Annotated in this window: 19 protein-coding genes; 5 read left to right on the top strand and 14 right to left on the bottom strand. The window is 73.5% G+C overall.

Going from position 1 to position 19550, the window contains the following annotated elements; all coding sequences use genetic code 11:
• Positions 1 to 8 precede the first annotated feature (8 nt).
• From EIY87_RS30120 to EIY87_RS30130, 3 genes are read right to left on the bottom strand one after another with little or no spacing between them, the layout of a single operon-like run.
• On the bottom strand, positions 9 to 827 hold the full coding sequence (locus tag EIY87_RS30120; protein ID WP_125313202.1) for an ABC transporter permease: 819 nt from the start codon (positions 825 to 827) through the stop codon (positions 9 to 11).
• Positions 817 to 1710: an ABC transporter ATP-binding protein gene (locus EIY87_RS30125; RefSeq protein ID WP_125313203.1), complete on the bottom strand. Its 894-nt coding sequence runs from the start codon at positions 1708 to 1710 to the stop codon at positions 817 to 819. The genes EIY87_RS30120 and EIY87_RS30125 overlap by 11 nt, the downstream gene beginning before the upstream one ends.
• Positions 1619 to 2161: a hypothetical protein gene (locus tag EIY87_RS30130; RefSeq protein ID WP_125313204.1), complete on the bottom strand. Its 543-nt coding sequence runs from the start codon at positions 2159 to 2161 to the stop codon at positions 1619 to 1621. The genes EIY87_RS30125 and EIY87_RS30130 overlap by 92 nt, the downstream gene beginning before the upstream one ends.
• Before the next feature lie 113 nt (positions 2162 to 2274).
• Here EIY87_RS30130 and EIY87_RS30135 point away from each other — a divergent pair, with 113 nt between their 5' ends.
• A complete protein-coding gene (locus tag EIY87_RS30135; RefSeq protein ID WP_191984303.1) occupies positions 2275 to 3342 on the top strand; it encodes an amidohydrolase family protein in 1068 nt (355 codons plus the stop codon).
• On the top strand, positions 3339 to 4205 hold the full coding sequence (sigJ, locus tag EIY87_RS30140; RefSeq protein WP_125313206.1) for an RNA polymerase sigma factor SigJ: 867 nt from the start codon (positions 3339 to 3341) through the stop codon (positions 4203 to 4205). Before EIY87_RS30135 ends, sigJ begins: the two co-directional genes overlap by 4 nt.
• On the opposite strand, the gene EIY87_RS30145 is transcribed toward sigJ, so the two are convergent.
• The gene (locus tag EIY87_RS30145; protein ID WP_125313207.1) at positions 4141 to 5691 is read right to left on the bottom strand and encodes an acyl-CoA synthetase; all 1551 of its coding nucleotides are present in this window, start codon (positions 5689 to 5691) and stop codon (positions 4141 to 4143) included. The two genes, sigJ and EIY87_RS30145, sit on opposite strands and share 65 nt — an antisense overlap.
• Before the next feature lie 10 nt (positions 5692 to 5701).
• The gene (locus EIY87_RS30150; RefSeq protein ID WP_125313208.1) at positions 5702 to 6505 is read right to left on the bottom strand and encodes an SDR family NAD(P)-dependent oxidoreductase; all 804 of its coding nucleotides are present in this window, start codon (positions 6503 to 6505) and stop codon (positions 5702 to 5704) included.
• A 146-nt stretch (positions 6506 to 6651) separates the two neighbouring features.
• On the opposite strand from EIY87_RS30150, the gene EIY87_RS30155 reads away from it, so the two are divergent.
• Positions 6652 to 7284 carry a TetR/AcrR family transcriptional regulator gene (locus EIY87_RS30155; RefSeq protein WP_125313209.1) on the top strand — a complete coding sequence of 211 codons (633 nt, stop codon included), beginning with the start codon at positions 6652 to 6654 and terminating at the stop codon, positions 7282 to 7284.
• 184 nt (positions 7285 to 7468) lie between these two features.
• Here the strand turns inward: EIY87_RS30155 and EIY87_RS47790 are convergent, their stop codons facing one another.
• The 4 genes from EIY87_RS47790 to EIY87_RS47795 form a co-directional block, all read right to left on the bottom strand.
• Positions 7469 to 7639 carry a hypothetical protein gene (locus tag EIY87_RS47790; protein ID WP_158641378.1) on the bottom strand — a complete coding sequence of 57 codons (171 nt, stop codon included), beginning with the start codon at positions 7637 to 7639 and terminating at the stop codon, positions 7469 to 7471.
• 52 nt (positions 7640 to 7691) lie between these two features.
• Positions 7692 to 8690, bottom strand: a complete 999-nt coding sequence (locus EIY87_RS30160; protein WP_225440109.1) for an SEFIR domain-containing protein — start codon at positions 8688 to 8690, stop codon at positions 7692 to 7694.
• Between the two features lie 56 nt (positions 8691 to 8746).
• The gene (locus EIY87_RS30165; protein WP_125313211.1) at positions 8747 to 10915 is read right to left on the bottom strand and encodes an ATP-binding protein; all 2169 of its coding nucleotides are present in this window, start codon (positions 10913 to 10915) and stop codon (positions 8747 to 8749) included.
• Between the two features lie 168 nt (positions 10916 to 11083).
• Entirely contained in the window at positions 11084 to 11245 is a 162-nt protein-coding gene (locus tag EIY87_RS47795; RefSeq protein WP_158641379.1) for a hypothetical protein, read from the bottom strand.
• A 267-nt stretch (positions 11246 to 11512) separates the two neighbouring features.
• On the opposite strand from EIY87_RS47795, the gene EIY87_RS30170 reads away from it, so the two are divergent.
• Positions 11513 to 12484: a hypothetical protein gene (locus EIY87_RS30170; protein WP_225440110.1), complete on the top strand. Its 972-nt coding sequence runs from the start codon at positions 11513 to 11515 to the stop codon at positions 12482 to 12484.
• 48 nt (positions 12485 to 12532) lie between these two features.
• Here the strand turns inward: EIY87_RS30170 and EIY87_RS30175 are convergent, their stop codons facing one another.
• Together EIY87_RS30175 and EIY87_RS30180 are read right to left on the bottom strand one after the other, a co-directional pair.
• Entirely contained in the window at positions 12533 to 14116 is a 1584-nt protein-coding gene (locus EIY87_RS30175; RefSeq protein WP_125313212.1) for a protein kinase domain-containing protein, read from the bottom strand.
• Positions 14113 to 16923 (bottom strand): toll/interleukin-1 receptor domain-containing protein, encoded by a 2811-nt coding sequence (locus EIY87_RS30180; protein WP_125313213.1) that lies wholly within the window; start codon positions 16921 to 16923, stop codon positions 14113 to 14115. Before EIY87_RS30180 ends, EIY87_RS30175 begins: the two co-directional genes overlap by 4 nt.
• A gap of 302 nt (positions 16924 to 17225) precedes the next feature.
• Between EIY87_RS30180 and shbA the strand changes: the two genes are divergently transcribed.
• Positions 17226 to 17861, top strand: a complete 636-nt coding sequence (shbA, locus tag EIY87_RS30185; RefSeq protein WP_191984339.1) for an RNA polymerase sigma factor ShbA — start codon at positions 17226 to 17228, stop codon at positions 17859 to 17861.
• Between the two features lie 3 nt (positions 17862 to 17864).
• Here shbA and EIY87_RS30190 read toward each other — a convergent pair whose 3' ends face one another.
• The 3 genes from EIY87_RS30190 to EIY87_RS30200 all read right to left on the bottom strand — a co-directional run bounded on the left by EIY87_RS30190 (position 17865) and on the right by EIY87_RS30200 (position 19390).
• Positions 17865 to 18167 (bottom strand): cupin domain-containing protein, encoded by a 303-nt coding sequence (locus EIY87_RS30190; protein ID WP_125313215.1) that lies wholly within the window; start codon positions 18165 to 18167, stop codon positions 17865 to 17867.
• 23 nt (positions 18168 to 18190) lie between these two features.
• Complete coding sequence (locus tag EIY87_RS30195; RefSeq protein ID WP_125313216.1) at positions 18191 to 18718, bottom strand: sigma-70 family RNA polymerase sigma factor; 528 nt, start codon at positions 18716 to 18718, stop codon at positions 18191 to 18193.
• A gap of 321 nt (positions 18719 to 19039) precedes the next feature.
• On the bottom strand, positions 19040 to 19390 hold the full coding sequence (locus tag EIY87_RS30200; RefSeq protein ID WP_125313607.1) for an RNA-binding S4 domain-containing protein: 351 nt from the start codon (positions 19388 to 19390) through the stop codon (positions 19040 to 19042).
• Positions 19391 to 19550: the final 160 nt, after the last annotated feature.

Raw genomic sequence — 19550 nt, forward strand, 5'->3', positions numbered from 1 at the left:
CCGGCCGTTCAGGTGATGTCACGCCGGTGCAGCAGCCAGCCGCCGAGGACGCCGAAGACGACCACGTACCCGGCCAGCACGAGGGCGGCCTGCCCGGAGCCGACGATCCGCTCGACCCCCGGCGCGCTCGCCCCGAACGCCGCGGCCAGCGCGCCCGCGTTCGGTCCCGGCAGTCCCTTCTGCAGCTGCGCGACCCAGTCCAGCAGCGGCGCGGCGATGGACGCCAGCAAGTTCTGCACGGCGAGCAGCCACACCAGGCCGAGCCCGATCGGCAGCGCGACCGAGCGCAGGCCGATCGCGAGGAGCACGCCGAGCGCGCCCCACATCGTGGTGACCAGCCAGCCCGCGCCGAGGCCGCGCACGACGTCGGCGACCGGCGGCCAGGTCGGCGGCTGGTCCTGCAGGGCCGCGACGAGCGCGCTCGCGCCCGCCGCCGCCGCGAACAGCGCGAGCACGACGGCCAGCGCGGCGAGCGCGACGGTGACCAGCTTCGCGCTGTAGACCGCGATCCGCGAGGGGTGCTGCACCAGCACGGTCTTCCAGGTCCCGTAGCCGTATTCGCTGCCGGCCACCAGCACGCCGAAGATCAGCGCGAGGGCGCCGACGAAGATCGGCAGCCCGCCCAGTGCGCTGCCGACGAACGCGTCCGGCAGCATCGCGGCGAGCCCGCGGTTCGAGCCGGGCGGCCCGGACGTCGTCCCGCTCAGGCCGGCGTACGGGATGGCGTAGCCGAAGGTCAGGGTCAGCACGACGGCGACGGCGAGCAGCAGCCAGCTCGCCGGGCGGCGGGACTGCTTGAGCAGCTCGGCTCGGATGTCACGCAGCATCGGGGGTACCTCCGGTCAGGGCGAGGAAGGTCTGTTCCAGGTCGGGTTCGCGCCAGCGCAGCTCGGTGACGACGCACCCGGCGCCGACCAGCCCGGCGTTCACGCGCCCGGCTTCCGCGGGCTCGACGTCGAGTTCGAGCGCCGGGCCGTCGACGCGGACGCCGCCGTAGTGCCGGCGCAGGTGGTCGCGGGCCTGCTCGAGGGGTTCCGCGACGACGCGCAGCGCGCCGCCCGCCCGCAGGTCCGCCACGGTGGTCTCGGTGACGAGCCGCCCGTGGTCGAGCACGCCGACGCGGTCGCAGATCTGCTCGACCTCGGCCAGCAGGTGGCTGGACAGCAGCACGGTGCAGCCGTCCGCGGCGAGCTTGCGCAGGGTGACCCGCATGTCGGCCATGCCGGCCGGGTCGAGGCCGTTGGTCGGCTCGTCGAGGACGACCAGCTCGGGGTCCTTCAGAAGCGCCGCGGCGAGGCCGAGCCGCTGCTTCATGCCGAGCGAGTACGTCGAATACCGGTCCTTGGCGCGATCGGTCAGGCTGACGACGTCGAGCACGGCGTCGACGCGGGTCCGCCGCACGCCGGCGTGGTCGGCGAGGATCCGCAGGTTCGCCCGGCCGGAGAGGTACGGGTAGAACGCGGGGCCTTCGATGAGCGCGCCGACGCGGGTGAGGCTGCTCGGGCCGGGTTCGGCGCCGAGCACGCGGACGCTCCCGGAGGTCGGCCGGATCAGGCCGAGCAGCATCCGCAACGTCGTCGTCTTGCCGGCGCCGTTGGGGCCGAGGAAGCCGTACACCTCACCGGCGGGCACCGAGAGGTTCAGGTCCTCGACCGCGGCGGCCGGTCCGTAGCGCTTCGTCAGCGCGGTCGTTTCCACTGGCTGGGTCACGGGACTCCTTCCGGACGCGGCCCCACGGCTTGAAGACCGCGAGGACGCTGGCGAACAGCAACAGGGCCGGGGCGACGACCACGGGGTAGAGCAGGCCTTCCGGCTGCTCGGTGGCGACGTCGATCCCGGGGCGCAGCGCGAAGAGGATCAGCAGCGCCATCAGGACGTTGACGGCGAGCTTCACGGCCACCCACCAGTAGCGGACCAGGCCGTACTTCGACCCGAGGCCGAGCACGGCCCCGGTGGTGAGGGTGAGGAGCGCTGCGGTGAACATCGGCCACACGGCGAACAGCCCGAGTGCCTCCAGGCCGGTGGCGCGGACGGCGGGGTCGTCGGTGAGCAGCGCGGTGCAGACCAGGATGCCGAGCACGGCGTCGATCCCGATCCACAGTCCCGCCGAGACGATGTGTCCGACCAGCCACCACTTGCGAGCCTGGCTTTTGAGCCTCATGGACGCCTCCTTTTCGACGCCCTCAATCGTCGGCATCCCGGCCGCCGCGGTCGTCCGCCGACGTACGGCTCTTGCGGCTACGACCGGCTGCGTACGCGGGTACGTTCGGTGTGGTGATCGTCCGCATCCGGGGGTACGCCCTGCCGCACGGCGAGTACGCCGACCTGTACGCCGACGGCGACCGCTGGACCACCGACCCGGTCCCGGGCGCGACGCTCGTCGCCGAGGGCTGGCTGGTGCCCGGCCTGGTCGACGCGCACACCCACCCCGGCGCGACCGAGCCGGGGCAGCCGATGGACGGCGACGTGCTCCGGGAGCAGCTGCACCAGCACGTCGACGCCGGGGTCACGCTGATCCGCTCGCCGGGACTGCCGGGCGAGCCGCCGCCGTGGTTCGGCGAGGACCCCGACGTGCCGCGGGCCCGGCACGCCGGCCCGTGGCTGGCGCAGCACGGCCAGTTCTTCGACGGCTGGGGCCGCCGCGCGGACCACGCCGAGCTGCCCGCGCTGGCGGCGGCGCAGGCCGCGCGGACCGGGTGGGCGAAGATCGTCGCGGACTGGCGCGTCGGCGATTCCGCGGTCCCCGCCGACGTGCTGGCGGCCGTCGTGCGCGAGGTGCACGCCGTCGGCGGCCGGGTCGCGGTGCACAGCCAGCACCCGGAAGGCGGCGCGGCGGCGGTCGCGGCGGGCGTCGACTCCCTGGAGCACGGCATGTGCCTCGACCCGGACCTGCTGGCGCGGATGGCCGCGCACGGCACGGCGCTGACGCCGACGTTGTCGGTGATCACCGCGGGCCGGGCGCGCGCGGAAGGGTGGCCGGACGGTCCGAAGCGGAGCTGGTACCTCTCCGGCGCGCGCGGCCACGCCACGCTGACGGCGGCCGCGGCGGAAGCCGGGGTGCGCGTGCTGGCTGGCACGGATTCCTTGCCGCACGGCGGGATCCTCGCGGAGGTCCGCGCGCTGGCCGCCGCGGGCGTCCGGCCGCACGACGCGCTGGCGGCGGCGTCCTGGAGCGCGCGCGAGTACCTGGGCCTGCGCGGCCTGGAGCCCGGTGCCCCGGCCGACGCCGTCGTCTACGCCCGGGATCCACGGGAAGACCTCGGGCAGCTCGCCGCCCCGGTGGCGGTCGTGCTGCGGGGCCGGTGCGTGCGTCACAACCGGGCGCCGGAACTCGTCGGATGAGCGTGACCACCGCGATCGTGCACGAGCGCCGGCAGCTGACCGGCCTCGCCTACCGGCTGCTGGGCTCGCTGAGCGACGCCGAAGACGTCGTCCAAGAGGCCTTCGCGCGGTGGTACGCGCTGTCCGCGTCGCAGCGCGAGGCGATCGAGTCGCCCGGCGCGTGGCTCACGACGGTCGCCGCCCGCCTCTGCTTGGACCTGCTCGGTTCGGCGCGGGTCCGGCGCGAGCGGTACGTCGGGGAGTGGCTCCCCGAGCCGGTGCCCGAAGACCCGCTCGCCGATCCCGCCGACCGCGTCGCGCTGGCCGAGTCGGTGACCATCGCGTTCCTCGTCGTGCTGGACGCGATGACCCCGGCCGAGCGGGTGGCGTTCGTGCTGCACGACGTGTTCGGCTACCCGTTCGCCGAGGTCGCGGCGGTCCTCGACCGGTCGGCGCCCGCCTGCCGCCAGCTCGCCTCGGCCGCGCGGCGCCGGGTCCGGGTGGTCCGGGAGCCGGCGCCGGCGCGGGCCGGTGTCGTGCGGGCGTTCAAAGCGGCGTGGGAGGCCAAGGACATCGACGGCCTGATCGGTCTCCTCGACCCCGAAGCGACCTTGACGGCCGACGGCGGTGGCCTGGCCGCCGCCGTCCTGCGCCCGGTCGAAGGCCGCGAGCGGATCGCGGGTTACGCTGTGGGGCTCGCGGCCCGCGTTTCCGCGATGACGCTCGCCGAGCGCACGGTCAACGGGCGGCCGGGCCTGGTCGCGAGCCAGGACGGCGTGGTCGTGGCCGTCATCGCGTTCGACATCGCCGGGGACTCGATCAGGCGCGTGTGGGCGGTGCGGAACCCGGAGAAGCTGCGCCGGTGGCAAGCAGCTGCTGCTTGATCTCCACCTTCAGCACCTTGCCGACCTTGGACCGCGGCAGGTCCGGCCAGACGAGCACCTCCTTGGGCGCCTTGACGCTCCCGAGCAGCCCCTTCGCGAACGCCCGCAGCTCGTCGGCGGTCACGTCGCGGCCCGCGTGGACCTGCACCACGGCGGTGACCTGCTCGCCCCACTTCTCGTGCGGCAGCCCGACGACGGCGCAGTCGCGGACCGCGGGGTGGCTCAGCAGCGCCTGCTCGACTTCGGCGGAGTAGACGTTGAACCCGCCGCTGATGATCATGTCCTTCAAGCGGTCCACGATGTAGAGGTAGTTGTCCTCGTCGAGGTAGCCGATGTCGCCGGTGTGGTGCCAGCCGCCCGCCGACGCCTTGGCCGTGGCTTCGGGATCCTTGTAGTACCCGGCCATCACGAGCGGTCCGCGCACGACGATCTCGCCGCGTTCGCCCGGCGGCAGGGCGCGTCCGTTACTGTCCACTATGGACACCTGAGTGAGCGGTGTCGGCTTGCCCGCCGAGGCGAACCGTTCCACGGCGAGCGTCCCGTCCGGGTGCAGGTGGTCCGCCGGCGCCAGCGTGGAGATCATCATCGGGGCCTCGGACTGCCCGAACAGCTGGCCCAGCACCGGCCCGATCCGCTCGATCGCCTCCCGCAGCCGCGCGGTCGACATCGGCGCCGCGCCGTACCAGAGGCACTGCAGCGACGAGAGGTCCGTCGTGTCGAGCGCGGCGTTGTCCAGGAGCAGGTAGATCAACGTCGGCGGCAGGAACGTGTGCGTGATCCCGCGTTCCTCGACAAGGCCGAGGAACGCCGTCAGGTCCGGGGCCGGCATCACGACGACCTCGCCGCCCAGCGCGAGCACCGGGAAGCACAGCACGCCCGCCGCGTGCGTGAGCGGCGCCAGTGCCAGGTACCGCGGCCGGCCGCGGAAGGGGTAGCTCATCAGCGTCAGCGCGGTCATCGTCTCGATGTTGTGCCCGGTCAGCACGACGCCCTTGGGCCGGCCGGTGGTGCCGCCGGTGCCGACGACCATCACGACGTCGTCCACCGGCGGCGCTTCCCACGGCGCGGCGTCGCCGAGCCAGTCCTCGAACGAGCCGTCGTCGAGGCAGACCGCCGTCTTCAGCTTCGGCAGGTCCGGCCGGAGCTGCTCGACCAGCGGCGCGAACGACGACTGGTAGATCAGGCAGGTGCAGTCGAAGAGGTCCAGGAGGTCCCGGTTCTCCCCGGCGGCGTTGCGCGGGTTGACCGGGCACCACACCGCGCCCGCGCGCGAAACGCCGAAGACGCACGCGAACGCGGTGGGGTCGTTGGCGGAGAGGATGGCGACCTTTTCGCCCGGCCGGACGCCGGAGCCGGCCAGTGCCCGTGCGATCCGCCAGGACAGCTCCTGGACGGACGCGTAGCTCAGCGAGGCGCCGTCCATCGTCAGGCACGGCGCCGCGGGGCCGAGGGTGGCCCCCTTGTCGAGGTAGTCGACCAGGCGCATCGCGATCAGGTCACATGCCCATGCCGCCGTCGACCGGCAGGCCGGCGCCGGTGACGAAGCGGGCGGCGTCGGAGGCCAGGAAGACGACGGCGTCGGCCATGTCGGTGACCTCGCCGAGCCGGCCCGCCGGGGTCTGCTCGACGACGGCGCCGATCGCGTCCTCGACGCTGGGGAAGAGCCCGAGCCGCACGACGTCGGTGGCGAGCTGGTTGCCCATCTCGGTCGGGACGAGGCCGGGGTAGACGCAGTTGACGCGCACGCCGTAGCCGAGCTTCCCGGACTCCATCGCGGCCACCCGGGTCAGCCGGTCGACCGCGGACTTCGTCGCCGAGTAGCCCGCGATGCCGGGGAAGGCGATGGTCGCGGCGACCGAGGCGATGTTGACGACGGCGCCGCCGTTGCCCGCCGCGCCGCCCGGGCGCATCGCGCGGAAGGCGTGCTTGATGCCGAGCGCGGTGCCCAGGACGTTTACGTCGAGCATCCGCCGCACGTCGGCCGGGTCGAGGTCGGCGACCAGGCCGGAGATCTCCACGCCGGCGTTGTTGACCACGATGTCCAGCCTGCCGAGCTCGGCGACGGTGGCCGTGACGGCCTGCTCCCAGCCCGCGTCGTCGGTGACGTCGAGGGGCACGAACGCGGCGGTCGCGCCGGTCTGCTTGAGCGCGTCGGCGGTCGCCCGGCCCAGGTCCTCCCGGACGTCGGCGATCACCACCGCGGCACCCGCCCTGGCCAGCGCCTCGGCCATGCCGGCCCCGAGGCCGCGTGCTCCGCCGGTGACCAGCGCTGCTCGTCCGGTCAGGTCGTACCCACCCATGACATCTCCTCCTCGAGACGGCTGGGCCACAGCATCAGCCAAGGTCTGGACAGTCGTCAAGAGTTTCCTTGACACTCGTCCAGGAAAAGTTGGTCAAGTGCCCGATAGACTGACCCGGTCAACCCGGGAAACGACGGACGGTGCAGGTGACAGAGGCGAAGGAGCGGACGCGGGACCGGATCTCGCGCCGCCAGGTCGACAAGTTCGAACAGCGGCGGGCGCAGCTGGCGGAGTCCGCGCTGCTGACGCTGGCCGAGCTCGGCTACGCGCGGACGAGCCTGCGGGAGATCGCGCAGAACTCCGACTTCTCGCACGGCGTGCTGCACTACTACTTCGCCGACAAGGTCGACCTGCTGACCCACTGCGTCCGCCAGTTCGAAGAGGTGTGCGTCACCCGGTACGACGAAATCGTCGCCCGCGCCCGCACGGCGGCAGAGCTGCAACGCGACTTCGCGAAGGCGATGGCGGCAACGCTGCGCGCGGACGCGAAGCTGCACCGGCTCTGGTACGACCTGCGCAACCAGAGCCTGTTCGAGGAGTCGTTCCGCGCCGACGTCCTGGAGATCGACCGGCGGCGCGAAGAGATGATCTGGCACGTGGTGTCGAGGTACGCGGAACTGGTGTCGGAGCCGGTGGACGTTCCGGCGTCGGTGGCGTATGCGCTGCTGGACGGGCTGTTCCAGCAGGCGTTGCTGCGTCACCTGGCGGGGGTGGAGGGGGCGGCGGGGGACCTCGAGCGGGAGGTGCCGTCGGTGCTGGCGCGGGTGGTGGCTGGCTAGACCCCGTGGCATCGCTCGGCGCCCGCGCCGGCCGGGTCGCGCAGCACGGCCGATCCGGCGATCCGCGATGTCATGAAAGGGTCGTTCACCTCGCCAGACGACATGAACGACCCTTTCATGACATTCCGCGGCTCGCCGGCGCGACTTTGCCGGGCCCGGGCGCCGGGCCCGCCGGGTCGCGAGACTAGCCAGACCCCTCGACATTGCTCGGCGCCCGCGGTGCCGGCACCAAGAAGGCGATCACCCCGGCCAGCAACCCGGCGAGCACGGAAAGGTGCACGGCGGCCGGCACGGCGCTGATCAGGAACAGCCGCAACGACCCCGAGATCAACAGGCGCCACATCCTCGGGCTCATGATCAACAAGTACCCGGTGCCCGCCGGGGCCAATCCGGTGCCCGCGTCACGATCAGGTGTAGAGAACCGGATCGCCCCAGCCGAGTTCGGGGAGGCCGTTGGACAGGCCGCCCGCCAGGCGCGCGCCCGCGAGCATCGGGTGGGCCGTCGTGTCCGTGCGGTAGGCCACCAGCCGCAGCCGCAGCACTTCGGAGACGTCGACGGCCAGGTGCGCCGGGGAGCCGAGCTTCACCGTCGCGCCCGGGTGGGCGACGCCGTCGAGGAAGATCTCGAAGTAGCCGGTCTGCTGGGAATCGCTCGCGTCGTCGAGGACACCGACCGTCGTTTCGAACTTCTTGTACTTCCGCCCGAGCGGGTACTCGACGACACCACGCGGTTCGCTGCAGAACATCGAGCAGCGATAGGCGATGCCGTTGCCGTAGTGGACGCCGTCGATGCCGACCGCGCCGAGCCGGACGTCCGGTCCCTTCGACACCGGCTTCAATTCGGTGGTCAGCAACAGTTTCCGGCGCCGCGCGGGCGGGACGAACCCGGGCAGGGCGAACGCTCCGGGCTCGTCGCCGGGTCCGGGGTGCTCGGCCCGGCCCGCGATCGCCCGCACCAGGCTCCGCACGCCCGGGTCGTCCAGCTGGAACTGCCGGATCCGGTAGTGCGACGCCGAATACGGGGTCAGGAAGCCGGGGATCTCCTCGATCGCCCGGCCCGGCAGCACGACCGGCAGGATCCGCGCGGTGTACTCGTCGATGTCGCTGCTGAGCTGGTTGCGGAGGATGGCCCCCTCGAACTGGGCGCCCCAGCCGATCTGCGGCGGCTCGTCGCCGTCGAGGCGCCGCCGGTACACCGGGGAGGCGATCGCGAGGGTGAAGTCGGCCTGCTGGAGCTGGCGCGCCGCCCACTTCGCCCAGTCGATCCGGTAGCCGTCCGCCCACTGGTCGAGGTGCACCTCGAGACCGACGTGCCGGTGCAGGAACTCGGCGAACCGGCGCACGAGTGTCTTGTGGTTCTCGTCGTCGTGCGAGTACGACACGAAAACCCGGGGGCGGCGCGTCACCATCGTTCTCCGTCCGCTCGGGGGCGCCACCAGAGTCGGTGTCCCGTGAGTTCCCGTTACGCCGGCCGGACGCGGGCTTCGCCGACGACGACCGGGTCGAGGTCCGGGTGGATCTCCTCCGCCTGGGCCCAGAACCCCGCCGCCTCCTCGCGCGCGCCGCGGGCCGCCGCCACGTTGCCCAGCCCCGTGTATGCGCGCGCCGCTTCGTGTTCGCTGTCGCAGGCTTCCGCCCGCGCCGCCGCTTCGCGGTAGGCCGCGGCCGCGAGGTCGTGCTCGCCGGTGTGGAACCGGGCCCAGCCCAGGCAGTTCAGCGCCATCGCGGCGTCGAGGTCCAGGTCCAGTGCGTCGAACACGGCCAGCGTGCCCGCCGCGAGCTCCGCGGCTTCGGCCGCCTCGCCGAGCGCGACGAGCACCAGCGCGATGCCGCGGTTCGTGATGGCGGCGTTGCGGTCGTTGCCCGCCTGCTCGTAGAACTCCAGTGCCGTCCGGAAACCGCGCAGGGCCGCGGCGTGCTCCCCGCGGTAGTGGGCGGCCCAGGCGTCGTGCGCGAGCGCGGTCGCCTCGCCGTGGCGGTCGCCGATCGCGCGGTACTCCCGCAGGGCTTCGCGGTAGCACTCCGACGCCCCGTCGAGGTCGCCGCGGTCGACCAGCGCGACGCCGAGGTTGGCCGTCGTCGTCGCCAGCGCCCAGCGGTCGCCCGCCGCTTCGGCCGCCGCGCGGGCCCAGCGGTGCGTCGCGATCCACGGGTCCCACAGCTTCGCCAGGAAGAAGTAGCCGCGCAGGCAGAACGCGAGCTGCCAGCAGCGCTCGTGCTCGCCCAGCTCGCCGGCCCGGCGGCACAGCGCGACCAGGTTCGGCCACTCCGCGCGGAACCACGCGACGCCGTCGAGCGGGGCCGGCTCGGGAAGGCCGTCGGGGTAAGCGATCTCCGGGCGGTAGCGCTGCGGCGCCAGTTCGCGGTCGGCCCGCTCGGCCTCGCGGACGGCGAACGCGGCGAGCCTGCCGAACGCCCGCTCCCGCTCGCCCTCGGCCAGCGGGGTGCCGGCGGCGAACACGCGCAGGAGGTCGTGGAAGCCGTAGCGGTCGGTCGCGGGCTGGGTGACCAGGTACGCGTCGTGCAGCCGGTCGAGCAGCCGGTCGGTCTCCCGCGGCGGGAGCCCGCCCAGCGCGCTCGCCGCGCGCACGTCGAGGTCGCTGCCCGGGTGCAGGGCCAGCAGCCCGAACAGCCGGGCCTCCGCGGTGCCGAGCTGCCGGGCCGACAGCCGGAAGGCCGCGGACAGGCTGCGTTCGCCGTCGTCGAGCTCGCCGAGCCGGCCGGCTTCGTCCGCCAGCCGCCGGTCCAGCTCGGCCAGGTCCCACGCCGGGTGCGCGCGCAGCCGGGCCGCGGCGATCCGGATGGCCAGCGGCAGCCGGCCGCACCGGTCCGCGACGCGCGCCGCGTCCGCCTCGCCGGCCCCGGTCAGCGCCGAGACCAGCTCCGCCGCCGCGTCGGCGGGCAGCACGTCGAGCGAGACGTGCCGCGCGTCGTCGAGCGCGCTCAGCCGCGACCGGGCGGTGACGAGCACCCGGCACTTCGGTTCGGCAGGGAGCAGCGGGCGGACCTGCGCGGCGCTGCCCGCGTTGTCGAGCACGAGCAGCAGGCTCCGGCCGCGCAGCCGGGAGCGGTAGAGCGCGGCGCGGTCGTCGGGGTCGGCCGGGATCCGCTCCGCGGGCACGCCCAGCACGCGCAGCAGGCGGTCGTGCACCGCGGCGGCCGGCACCGGGGCGTCGGCGTGGCCGTGGAGGTCGACGAACAGGCACCCGTCGGCGAACGCCGCTTCGAGGCGGTGGGCGCAGCGCACCGCGAGCGCCGTCTTGCCGACGCCGCCCATGCCGGACACGACGCAGACGCCGGCCTCGGCTTCCAGCGCGTCGCGGACCGCCTGAAGTTCGGCGGCCCGGCCGGTGAAGCCCGCGGTCGCCGGCGGCAGGCCTGATGGGCGGACGTCGGGCCGGGTGCGCCGGCGGGCGGGTTCGCGCGGCAGCAGTGCGGTGAGCGCCCCGGGCGCGCCGAGCTCGGCTTCGCACAGGGCGGCCAGCGCCGCGTTGGGCGTGGTGAGCCCGGTTTCGACCTTGCTCAGGTAGCCCTTGCTGTAGTGGACGCGGTCCGCCAGTTCCGTGAGGGAGAGGCCGGCGGCGTGGCGCAGGCGGCGCAGCTCCGCGCCGAACGTCGCTCGTTCGCTCATCAGCACCCACCCTCGTCGAAGGACAAGTATGGCCGTGGAAACGGTGCCGGGACACCGTCCGGCCGGGGCGGTGGCCCCGGCCGGCGCGTGGTCGTGTCGCATGCCGGCCTCAGCCGAACACGACGGTCAGCAGGGCCAGGACGAGCCCGATGGCGTGGGTCTGCATCGCTACCGCACCTCCTCTCCGTGCGCGGCGACCACCGGGGTGAGCTGCCGCGGCGCGGTGGCCGGGTCCGGCTGGTGGCCCAGCGCGACCCCGGCGACCAGCGCCGACGCGGTCAGCCAGAAAGCCAGCCGCAGGAGCAGCGAAAACGAACAGACGACCTTCATTTCGACTCCTTCGACTGGGCGCACGCGGGCGCCACCCGGGCACCCGGGAACACCCGGCGGTCTTGTGGTTTATCGCCGCGGAATCGGTGCGGCCCATGCAGAATGCGGCCCATCGGAACGGGCCGACAAGGAGTTTCCTGTTTCCGCTAACGAGGGGAAAGGAAACCCCGGGATAACGATCCGTTCGTCCCGTCATGATCGACTGGACACCGGCCGCGGCGGTGACGATTATTGATCCCCGTGCGTGGAGCGGGCAGGGGAGGAACGGTGGACCTCAGTGCGGCGGACGTGGTCGGTGAGCTGAAGATTCTCCGCAAGGGGAGGGCAATTTTCACCACACCGCTCGGCGATCGGGTCGGCCCGGCGTTGCGCACCACATGCGGCATTTTGGAAGATGACGACACCGTGGAGATGCGGCGTAAACTCACGAATAGCTTGCGCCCGCTGGTCGAGACCCTGCCGGAAGACCTGAGGATCGCGCTGCTGGCCGCGTTCGCGCTGGACGAAGCCGCGCGCAAGCCCTTCTACCAGGAGCGGGTGCGCTGGGCCGCGACCACGCTGGAACGCGACGACCGCACCGTCCGGCGGCGCATCGACGACGGCATCGAGCAGATCGCGGCAATGGCGGTGGCGGCCGCCCGGCCGCACTCGCCGTCGCCCTACCCGAGCCGCAGTTGGCACACCGAAGAACTGCGCGTCTCACTGGCACTGGACCAGCCCGAGGCGGAGGTGTTCGAAATCCGCCGGGTGGTCGCGGACGCCGACGAAATCAGCGAACTCGATCTCGCGCTGACGCTCACCACGACCGCCAATTCCGGCGCGTCCGTGAGTGCCGCGGATCTCGAGGTCGACGTGTTCCACGGCGGTGTGCTGACCAAGCGCGAGATGGAGTCGAGCGACCGCGTCGGGCTCGCGTTGCGATTGCCGGCGCCGTTGCGGCGCGGCCAGCGGCACGAGATCGCGCTGCGGTTCCGGGCGCGGCTGCGGGAACCGCATTACGTGTGCGTGCCGCGGCACCCGTGCGAGTTGTTCGACCTGCACGTCCGCTTCCGGGACCAGGTGCCGGAGAAGATCGTGAAGCTGGAGAAGGCGTTCCAGAACGACACGCGCGACCGGTTCCCGCGCGGGACGGCGCTGACCGCCGACGACGCCGGTGAGGTGCACGTCCAGTTCCGGCACCTGGCGCCGGGCTTCGCGTATGGCGTCCGCTGGCAGCCTGACCCCCACGGTCTTGAATGACTCATTCAGGACTTCCGAGGACCTGAATGAGTCATTCAAGACACGCGGTCAGCCGGTCGGGGCCAGGGACGTGGGCACCTCGCCCGGCACCCCGAGCAGCTTCGCCTCGCCGAGGTTCAGGTAGTTGCCGGAATCGCCGCACGACCCGGACTTGACCGGCTGCCAGCCGATCTTCAACCGAAGCACACCGGTGACGTCGAGGTCGATCGCCGTGGGCTTGTTCAGTTCCAGCACCGTCGTCTGCAGCTTGCGGCCGTCGCCGAAGATCTCGAGCTGCACCTTCAGGCCGGAGTCGGCGGAGTTGTCGTCGAGGCCGGCGGTGGCGGTGAACTTCCGGTAGCCCTTGGAGATGTTGTACTCGGCCGTGTCGGCTTCCGAGCACTCCTGGACGCCGGTGCCGACCGTGTGCAGGTACGGCTCGCCGCCGATGTTGCCGGTCTCGTGGCCGCGGTCGAAGGACCCCTCGACCGGGGTCAGCTCGCTCAGGTACTGCTCGACCGTCGCGTCGCCGGCGGCGGAAGCCGGGACGGCCGACGCGGACGTGGTGCTCGCCGTGGTGGGTGCGGCGGCGGTCACCGTGGCCGTGGGCGGGGCCTGCGTGATCGTCACCGGGGCGGGCGCGGCCGCCGGGGTGCCGCCCGAACTCGCCAGCGCCACCGTCGTGACGCCGGCGGCGGCCAGCACCGCCGCCGCGGCCGTGACGGGGATCCACTTCTTCCGCTTCTTCGGGGGTGGGCTGTACAACTGCTCGCCGAACATGTCGTCTCCGATCGGGAAGGGGGCCGCGTGGCCGGTTTCGGGGGGTGGGGGCCGGTCGAGCCGCTGCCCGACGGGAGCGCCGACGAGGTCCGGCAGCATCGCGGTGAGCACGGTCGCGACCTGGCCCGCCCGCGGCCGCAACGACGGCTCGACGGCGAGCAGCAGCCGCAGCAGGTCCCACAGCGGGGCCGGGATCTCGCCGGGCCGTCCCGGGCCTTCACCCGCGTCGCGGACGAACCCGCCGGTGAACGGGGCGACCCCGCAGTAGAGCTCGTAGAGCACGACGCCGAGCGCGTAGAGGTCGGCGGCGGGCCCCGGTTGCCCGCCGCGCACCACCTCGGGGGCCGCGTACTTCGACGCGGTCGCCAGCGAAGTGTGCGCCGGCCGCGGGGCCAGCAGCGCGACGCCGGTGTCGGTCAGCTTCGGCACCCGCACCGCGCCGGTGTCGTCCATCAGCACGTTGGACGGCTTGACGTCGCCGTGCACGACCCCGGCGTCGTGCACCACCTGCAGCGCCGCCGCGATCCCGGCGCCGATCCGGGCGATCTCGGCCGGCAGCAGCGTCCCGGACGCGCTCAGCCGCTCGCGCAGCGAACCACCCGGCACCCGGTCCACGACCAGCGCGACGGTGTCCCCCTCGACGACCAGGTCGTGCAGGGTCACCAGGTGCTCGTGCGCCAGGCCCACGAGCGGGGACTGGGCGCGCAGGAACCGCTCGACGGCGTCGCGGTCCCCGGTCAGGCTCGCGTCGAGGAGCTTGACGGCGTACTCGCGGCCGGCGGGATCGGTGGCGGCGAAGACTTCGCCGGCCGGTCCGCGACCGAGGGGTGGACCGAGGCGGTAGCGGTCGGCCAGCTGACGTTCCATGGTCATTCGCCTTTCTCGCGGCCCGGCCAGATCAGCCGTTCGACGGTGAAGAGCGCGGAGACGAACGGCTGGGGGAGCCGCACGACGCGCTTCGCGGCCTGTGCCTTGGCCGACAGTTCGGTGGCCGCGCCCAGCGCTTCGGCGATGTCCCGCGCGGCGCCGTCGACCAGCTCGGTCGCCCGCGCGCGGGGGCCGCGGCCGCTCAGCGCGAGGGCGATCCCGAGGTCGAGCCGGCTCTCGATGGTCTCCGGGTGGGCCCGTCCCAGCAGCCGGATCTGCGGTTCGAGGATGTCCTCGAGCAGTTCGGCCTGGCGGCCGAATTCGCGCAGCTGGGCGTGCGCCAGCCCCATGCCGTGCCGGATCCGGTAGCGCAGCGGGTGGTCGTCGCCGAGCACCCGCAGCACGACCTGCTCGGTCGCGGACAGCACGGCGAGCGCCTGCTTCGGCTGGCCGAGCGCCAGCAGGGCGCGGTCGGCGAACACGGTCGCGGTCAAGGTGAGCGGGTTCTCGGAGCCGTACCGCTTCGCGTAGTTCCTTTCGAGGTCCCGCAGTTCGGCCGCCGAACGCTCCCAGCCGTCCGGATCGGCGCGCAGGTCGCGCAGGTCGAGCGCCAGCATCGCGTCGGCGCGCACCAGCTCGGCCTCGACGCAGCGGGCGTGCCGCTCCCGGCCGCTCGCGTGGTACTCCGCGACGACGGCGCCGGCGACCTCCCGCGCCCGGCGGGGCCGCCCGGCCAGCTGGAGGCTCCGCGCGTACTCCAGCCGGGTGGCCGGCGCGAGCTCGTCGCGGACCGGGCCCGGCGGCGCGTCCCGCAGCTCCGCGAGCAGCGGTTCGAGGAGGGCGACGGCGTCCCGCGGCCGCCCGCGCAGCCGCCGGGCGAGCGCGACGGCGAGCGCGGCCCGGTACCGCTCCTCGCCCTCGGCCGGGAGGCCGTCGCCGTGCCGCGCCCAGAACGTGCGGTCCGCTTCGGCGTAGTCGCCCAGGCAGTCGAGGGCCTGCGCTTCGGCCAGCCCGGCGGCGTACCGCTCGGCTTCGTCGCCGGCCAGCGCCCGCGCGGCCCGCGCGTGGTCGACGGCTTCCGCGTACAGCCCGCAGGCGATCTCGACGCGGGCCCCCGCCGCGAAGTCCGCCGAAGTGGCTTCGCCGGTCGCGAGGATGACCGCGTGCACCTCGCCGGCCGTGGCCGGGTCGCCCTGGGCCTCGTACGCCGCGGCCACCGGCCGCAGCAGCCGGACGCGGTGACCGGGCGCGTGTTCGGCCAGTGCGCGGGCGTGCTGGAGCAGGAAGTCGCGGTCGCCGGGGAGCCGGCCGAGCAGCGCCTCGGCCGCCCGGCCGGCGAACCCGGCGGGGGCGGGCTCGGTGCGGGCGACCTCGACGACCAGTGCCTGCAGCCGCAGTTCGCCGTCGGACCGGGTGGCGAAGCCCCGCGTGACGAGCTCGTCCACGGCCGCGGTCAGCTCCGGCGCGCCGACCGGGCCGAGCACCGCGCAGGGCAGGTCCGCCGGGAACGGCACCGGCGCCAGCACCGTGCCCAGGCGGACGACGTCGCGGGCCAGCGGGCTCAGGCCGGCGAGCAGGTCGCGGACCGCCTGCGGCGCGGTGTCCGGCAGCGCGGCGAACACGTCGTCGGTCAGCGGTCCCGGCCGGTGCCGGACCGCGAAGGCCGTGGCCCGCAAGGTGACCGGGTGCCCGCCGCAGCGGTCGGCGAAGCGGAGCACGGCCGCGCGTTCGGCGTCGCCTTCGGGGGCCCGGAACTCCGCGAAGAGCCGCAGGCCCTCCTCCGGGGTCAGGCCGGTGAGGTCCACGGTCGCGGTGTCCCACGGCGCGTGCCCGAACCGGCTGGTGATCAGCGTGTACACCCGCTCGCTCGGCAGGAGCAGCCGGTCGAGGACCGTGGGCGGCAGGCCCGCCGGCACGTCGTCGACGAGCACCAGCACCCGCTCGCCCGCCGCGTCGATCCGGTCGGCGAGCAGCTCGCGCAGGCGGTCGAGGTCGAGTCCGGAGACGTCGGTGCCGAGGCGGTCCGCGGCGGCCTTCGCGAGGGCGAGCGGGAACTGCGCGAGGAAGTCGTCCGGTTCGAGGTGCCCGAACGGGCCGAGCCGGACGACCCCGCCGCCGAACGCGTCGTGGAACAGGTAGGCGTACTGCTCGGCCAACGCCGTCTTGCCGGCCCCAGGCAGCCCGCGCAGCACGGCGACCGGCCGCGAATACGGTGTCGCGCCGGGAAAAGCGGCCGCGTGCAGTGCACTGTGGACGGCCCACAGCTCGGGGTACCGCCCGACGAGCCGGGGCGGCGGTCGCCGTCCGGCCGGGGCTGCCGCACCGGCGGGCGCGCCGAGCGGGACCGCGGCGCGCTCGACCTTCCGCCGCACCCGGCCGACGAGCGCCGGGAGCGTTTCGGCGGTCACCGGGCCGGTGAAGAACTTCGCGTCGGCCAGCTCGACCGGCGCGAGGTGCCCGGTCCCCGGCTCCGGGTTGATCACCAGCACGCGGTCCGCGGGGTCGCCGTGGCGCCGGGCGGCGACGAACGCGGCCGTCAATTCCCACTGGCACGCGTACCGGGTCGGCAGAATCCGCGAATAGTAGGCGAGCAGCACGCGCGAGCCGGCGATCGCGTCCGCGAGTTCCCGGGTGATCGGCTCGAAAACGCCGATGCCGGTGTCGCGGAACACGCGGAGCCCGTCCGCGCGCAGCGCTTCTTCGATCCGGTCGACCGCGGTCGCGCTGCCGGCGTCGGCGCGGGTGGAACACAGGAACACGTCGAATCGGTCCGCCGTGCGGGCGCCGGACAGACCGGGATCGGGATCCGTCATCGGGGAACACTCTCCGGTGGCGTCAGGGGGCGGCATTCAGTGGGTGATCATGAGGGGGTCCTGGTGGTCGGCGGCGGTACGGGCGGTGGATCGGCGAACAGCGCGTTTTCGCTACCGCTCCTCGCACGCGGGCAGGAATTGTCAAGAATTTGACCGGAAATCCGGTGGTGCCCGGCGGGGCCGCCGACCAGGCGGTTTCTGGTTAACGGACAACTTGTGGACAAGAAGTGCGGGTGTGCAACGTCCCTGTTCAGCGCCTCGATAACCGATTGTTCGAACGCGAGGAGGGACCCGTGGAAACCATGATCCCGGCGGCGCCGGAGGCGGTGGACGGCTATTCCGTGCCGGCGGACTTGCCGCGGCCGGAGGGGAAGCTCGGGAAGGAGGAGCTCGACCCCGTCGTGGCGGCCGCGCGGGCCGGGGACCCGGACGCCGTGCAGACGCTGCTGCGGCTGGTCAAGCCGACGGTCGTGCGGTACTGCCGGGCGCGGATCGGCGGGCGCGACCTGTCCTACCTCTCCGCCGACGACGTCGCGCAGGAGGTGTGCCTGGCCGTGCTGAAGGTGCTGCCCGGGTACCAGGACCGCGGGGGCTCGTTCCTGTACCTCGTGCGGGCCATCGCCGCGAACAAGGTCGCCGACGCCTTCCGGTCCGTGGCGCGCGACCGGTCGAAGCCGGTACCGGAGCTGCCGGACCGGCCGCTCGGCGGGAACGAGCCCGAGAGCCACGTCCTGGACCTCGACCTCGGGGCGCGGCTGGGCAAGCTGCTCGCGCTGCTGCCGCCGCTGCACCAGGAGATCCTGTCGATGCGGATCGTCGTCGGGCTGTCGGCGAACGAGACCGCGGACGCGCTGGGCATCTCGCCCGGCAACGTCCGGATCACGCAGTACCGCGCGCTGAGCAAGCTGCGCGGCATGATCGGCGAGCGCGGGCTCTGAGCGCTACTCCAGCCACTCGGTGATGAAGTGGTCGCTTTCGTGGATGTGCACGGCCTCGTAGACCCCGGGGCCGAGCACCGCGAACTTGTGCGCGACGCCGGCCGGGACGACGAGCACGTCCCCGGCGCCGCCGTCGCGCTGCTCGTCGCCGATGGTGAACCGGGCGCGGCCGCGGATGATCACGAACGTCTCGGCGTACGGGTGCCGGTGCAGGCGCGGCCCGGAGCCGACGACGTCGGTGCTCTCGCGGATCACCGAGATCCCGGACCCGACGTCGCGTCCTTCGAAGTTCTCGCTGTCGCTCACCAGGCCAGGGTAGCGCCGGCCGCTCAACCCGCGACGGCTTTGCGCAGCTGGTTCAGCGCCCGGTGCTGGGCGACGCGCACCGCGCCCGGCGTCGACCCGACCACCGCCGCCGTCTCCTCCGCGGACAGGCCGACGGCCACGCGCAGCACCAGGATCTCGCGCTGCTTGTCCGGCAGGACCCGCAGCAGCTTCGCCATCCGCTCGCCGAGCTCGCGCCGCAGCGCGTGGTGCTCGGGGTCCAGCGTCGCGTCGCCCTCATCCGGCAGCTCGGCGACCGGCTCGGCCCGCCGCCGGGCAGCGGCCCTGCGGGCGGCCTCGACGTGGTGGCGGGCGATACCGCAGACGAAGATCGGGAAGGGCCGCGCCGCCGGCCGCGCGGGCAGCGCCTTCAGCACCGCGAGGCAGACGTCCTGCACGACGTCGTCGGGATCCTGCCCGGTCCCGAGCCGGGCGCGGCAGTAGCGCACGACGAGCGGCCGCGCGGCGGCCAGCAGCCGGTCCGGGGTGGCGGTCTGATCGCCAGGACTCGTTCTCCCCGTCGCCCGTGTCACGTACCGGGACTACCCGTTTTCCCCGCGAGCGGACCCGGGCACGGCGAATTCCCCGCTCTGTCCGGCCAGGCCGGGCCGCGGACGGCGATCCCTCGATCAAGTCGCCGGATGACCATCGACGGCGGCCGCCGGAACGTCATGAAAGGGTCGTTCACCTCGCCAGACGGGCGGATCGCCCGGAACGGCCAGTTCGGCGACCGGAACGGCCAGTTCGGCGACCGGAGTGGCCAACACACCGGAGCCCCGGACGTGTTGGCCGCTCCGGTCGTTGTGTTGGCCACTCCGGTCGGCGCGAACCGGCGACCGACTTTGCCGGGGTCGCTAGGGCTCCCGCTGCCGGAACGCGTCGAGCACGCGACGCTCCCGTTTGGTCGGCCGGCCCGCGCCGCGGTCCCGGCGGGCGACCGGGATCGCCGTCTCCGGGGGTGGTTTCGGGGTGCGGTCGACGTAGCACGTCGCCGCGTCCGGGGCGCCGACGCGCTTCTGGATCACGCGGACGACGTCGAGGACCTTGGTCGTGCCGCCGATGCGCAGGCGCACCTCGTCGCCGGGGACGACGGTCGTCGCGGGTTTGGCGGGCTTGTCGTTGACGCGCACGTGCCCGCCGCGGCACGCCGCCGCGGCGTCCGGGCGGGTCTTCGTCAGCCGGACCGCCCAAAGCCAGCGGTCCACACGGGTGGACTCCACAGTCGTCCATCATGGCCCATTCAGCGGAACCCCCGCGCAACCCGGGGATGTTACCGGCGGGTATATGTCGACTTGTCTGCACCACTGAGTTATAACCTGTTCTATTATACCTCAACGGTGAGGACTATCACATGCGCGACGAATC

The organism is Amycolatopsis eburnea (assembly GCF_003937945.1).
Lineage (GTDB): Bacteria > Actinomycetota > Actinomycetes > Mycobacteriales > Pseudonocardiaceae > Amycolatopsis > Amycolatopsis eburnea.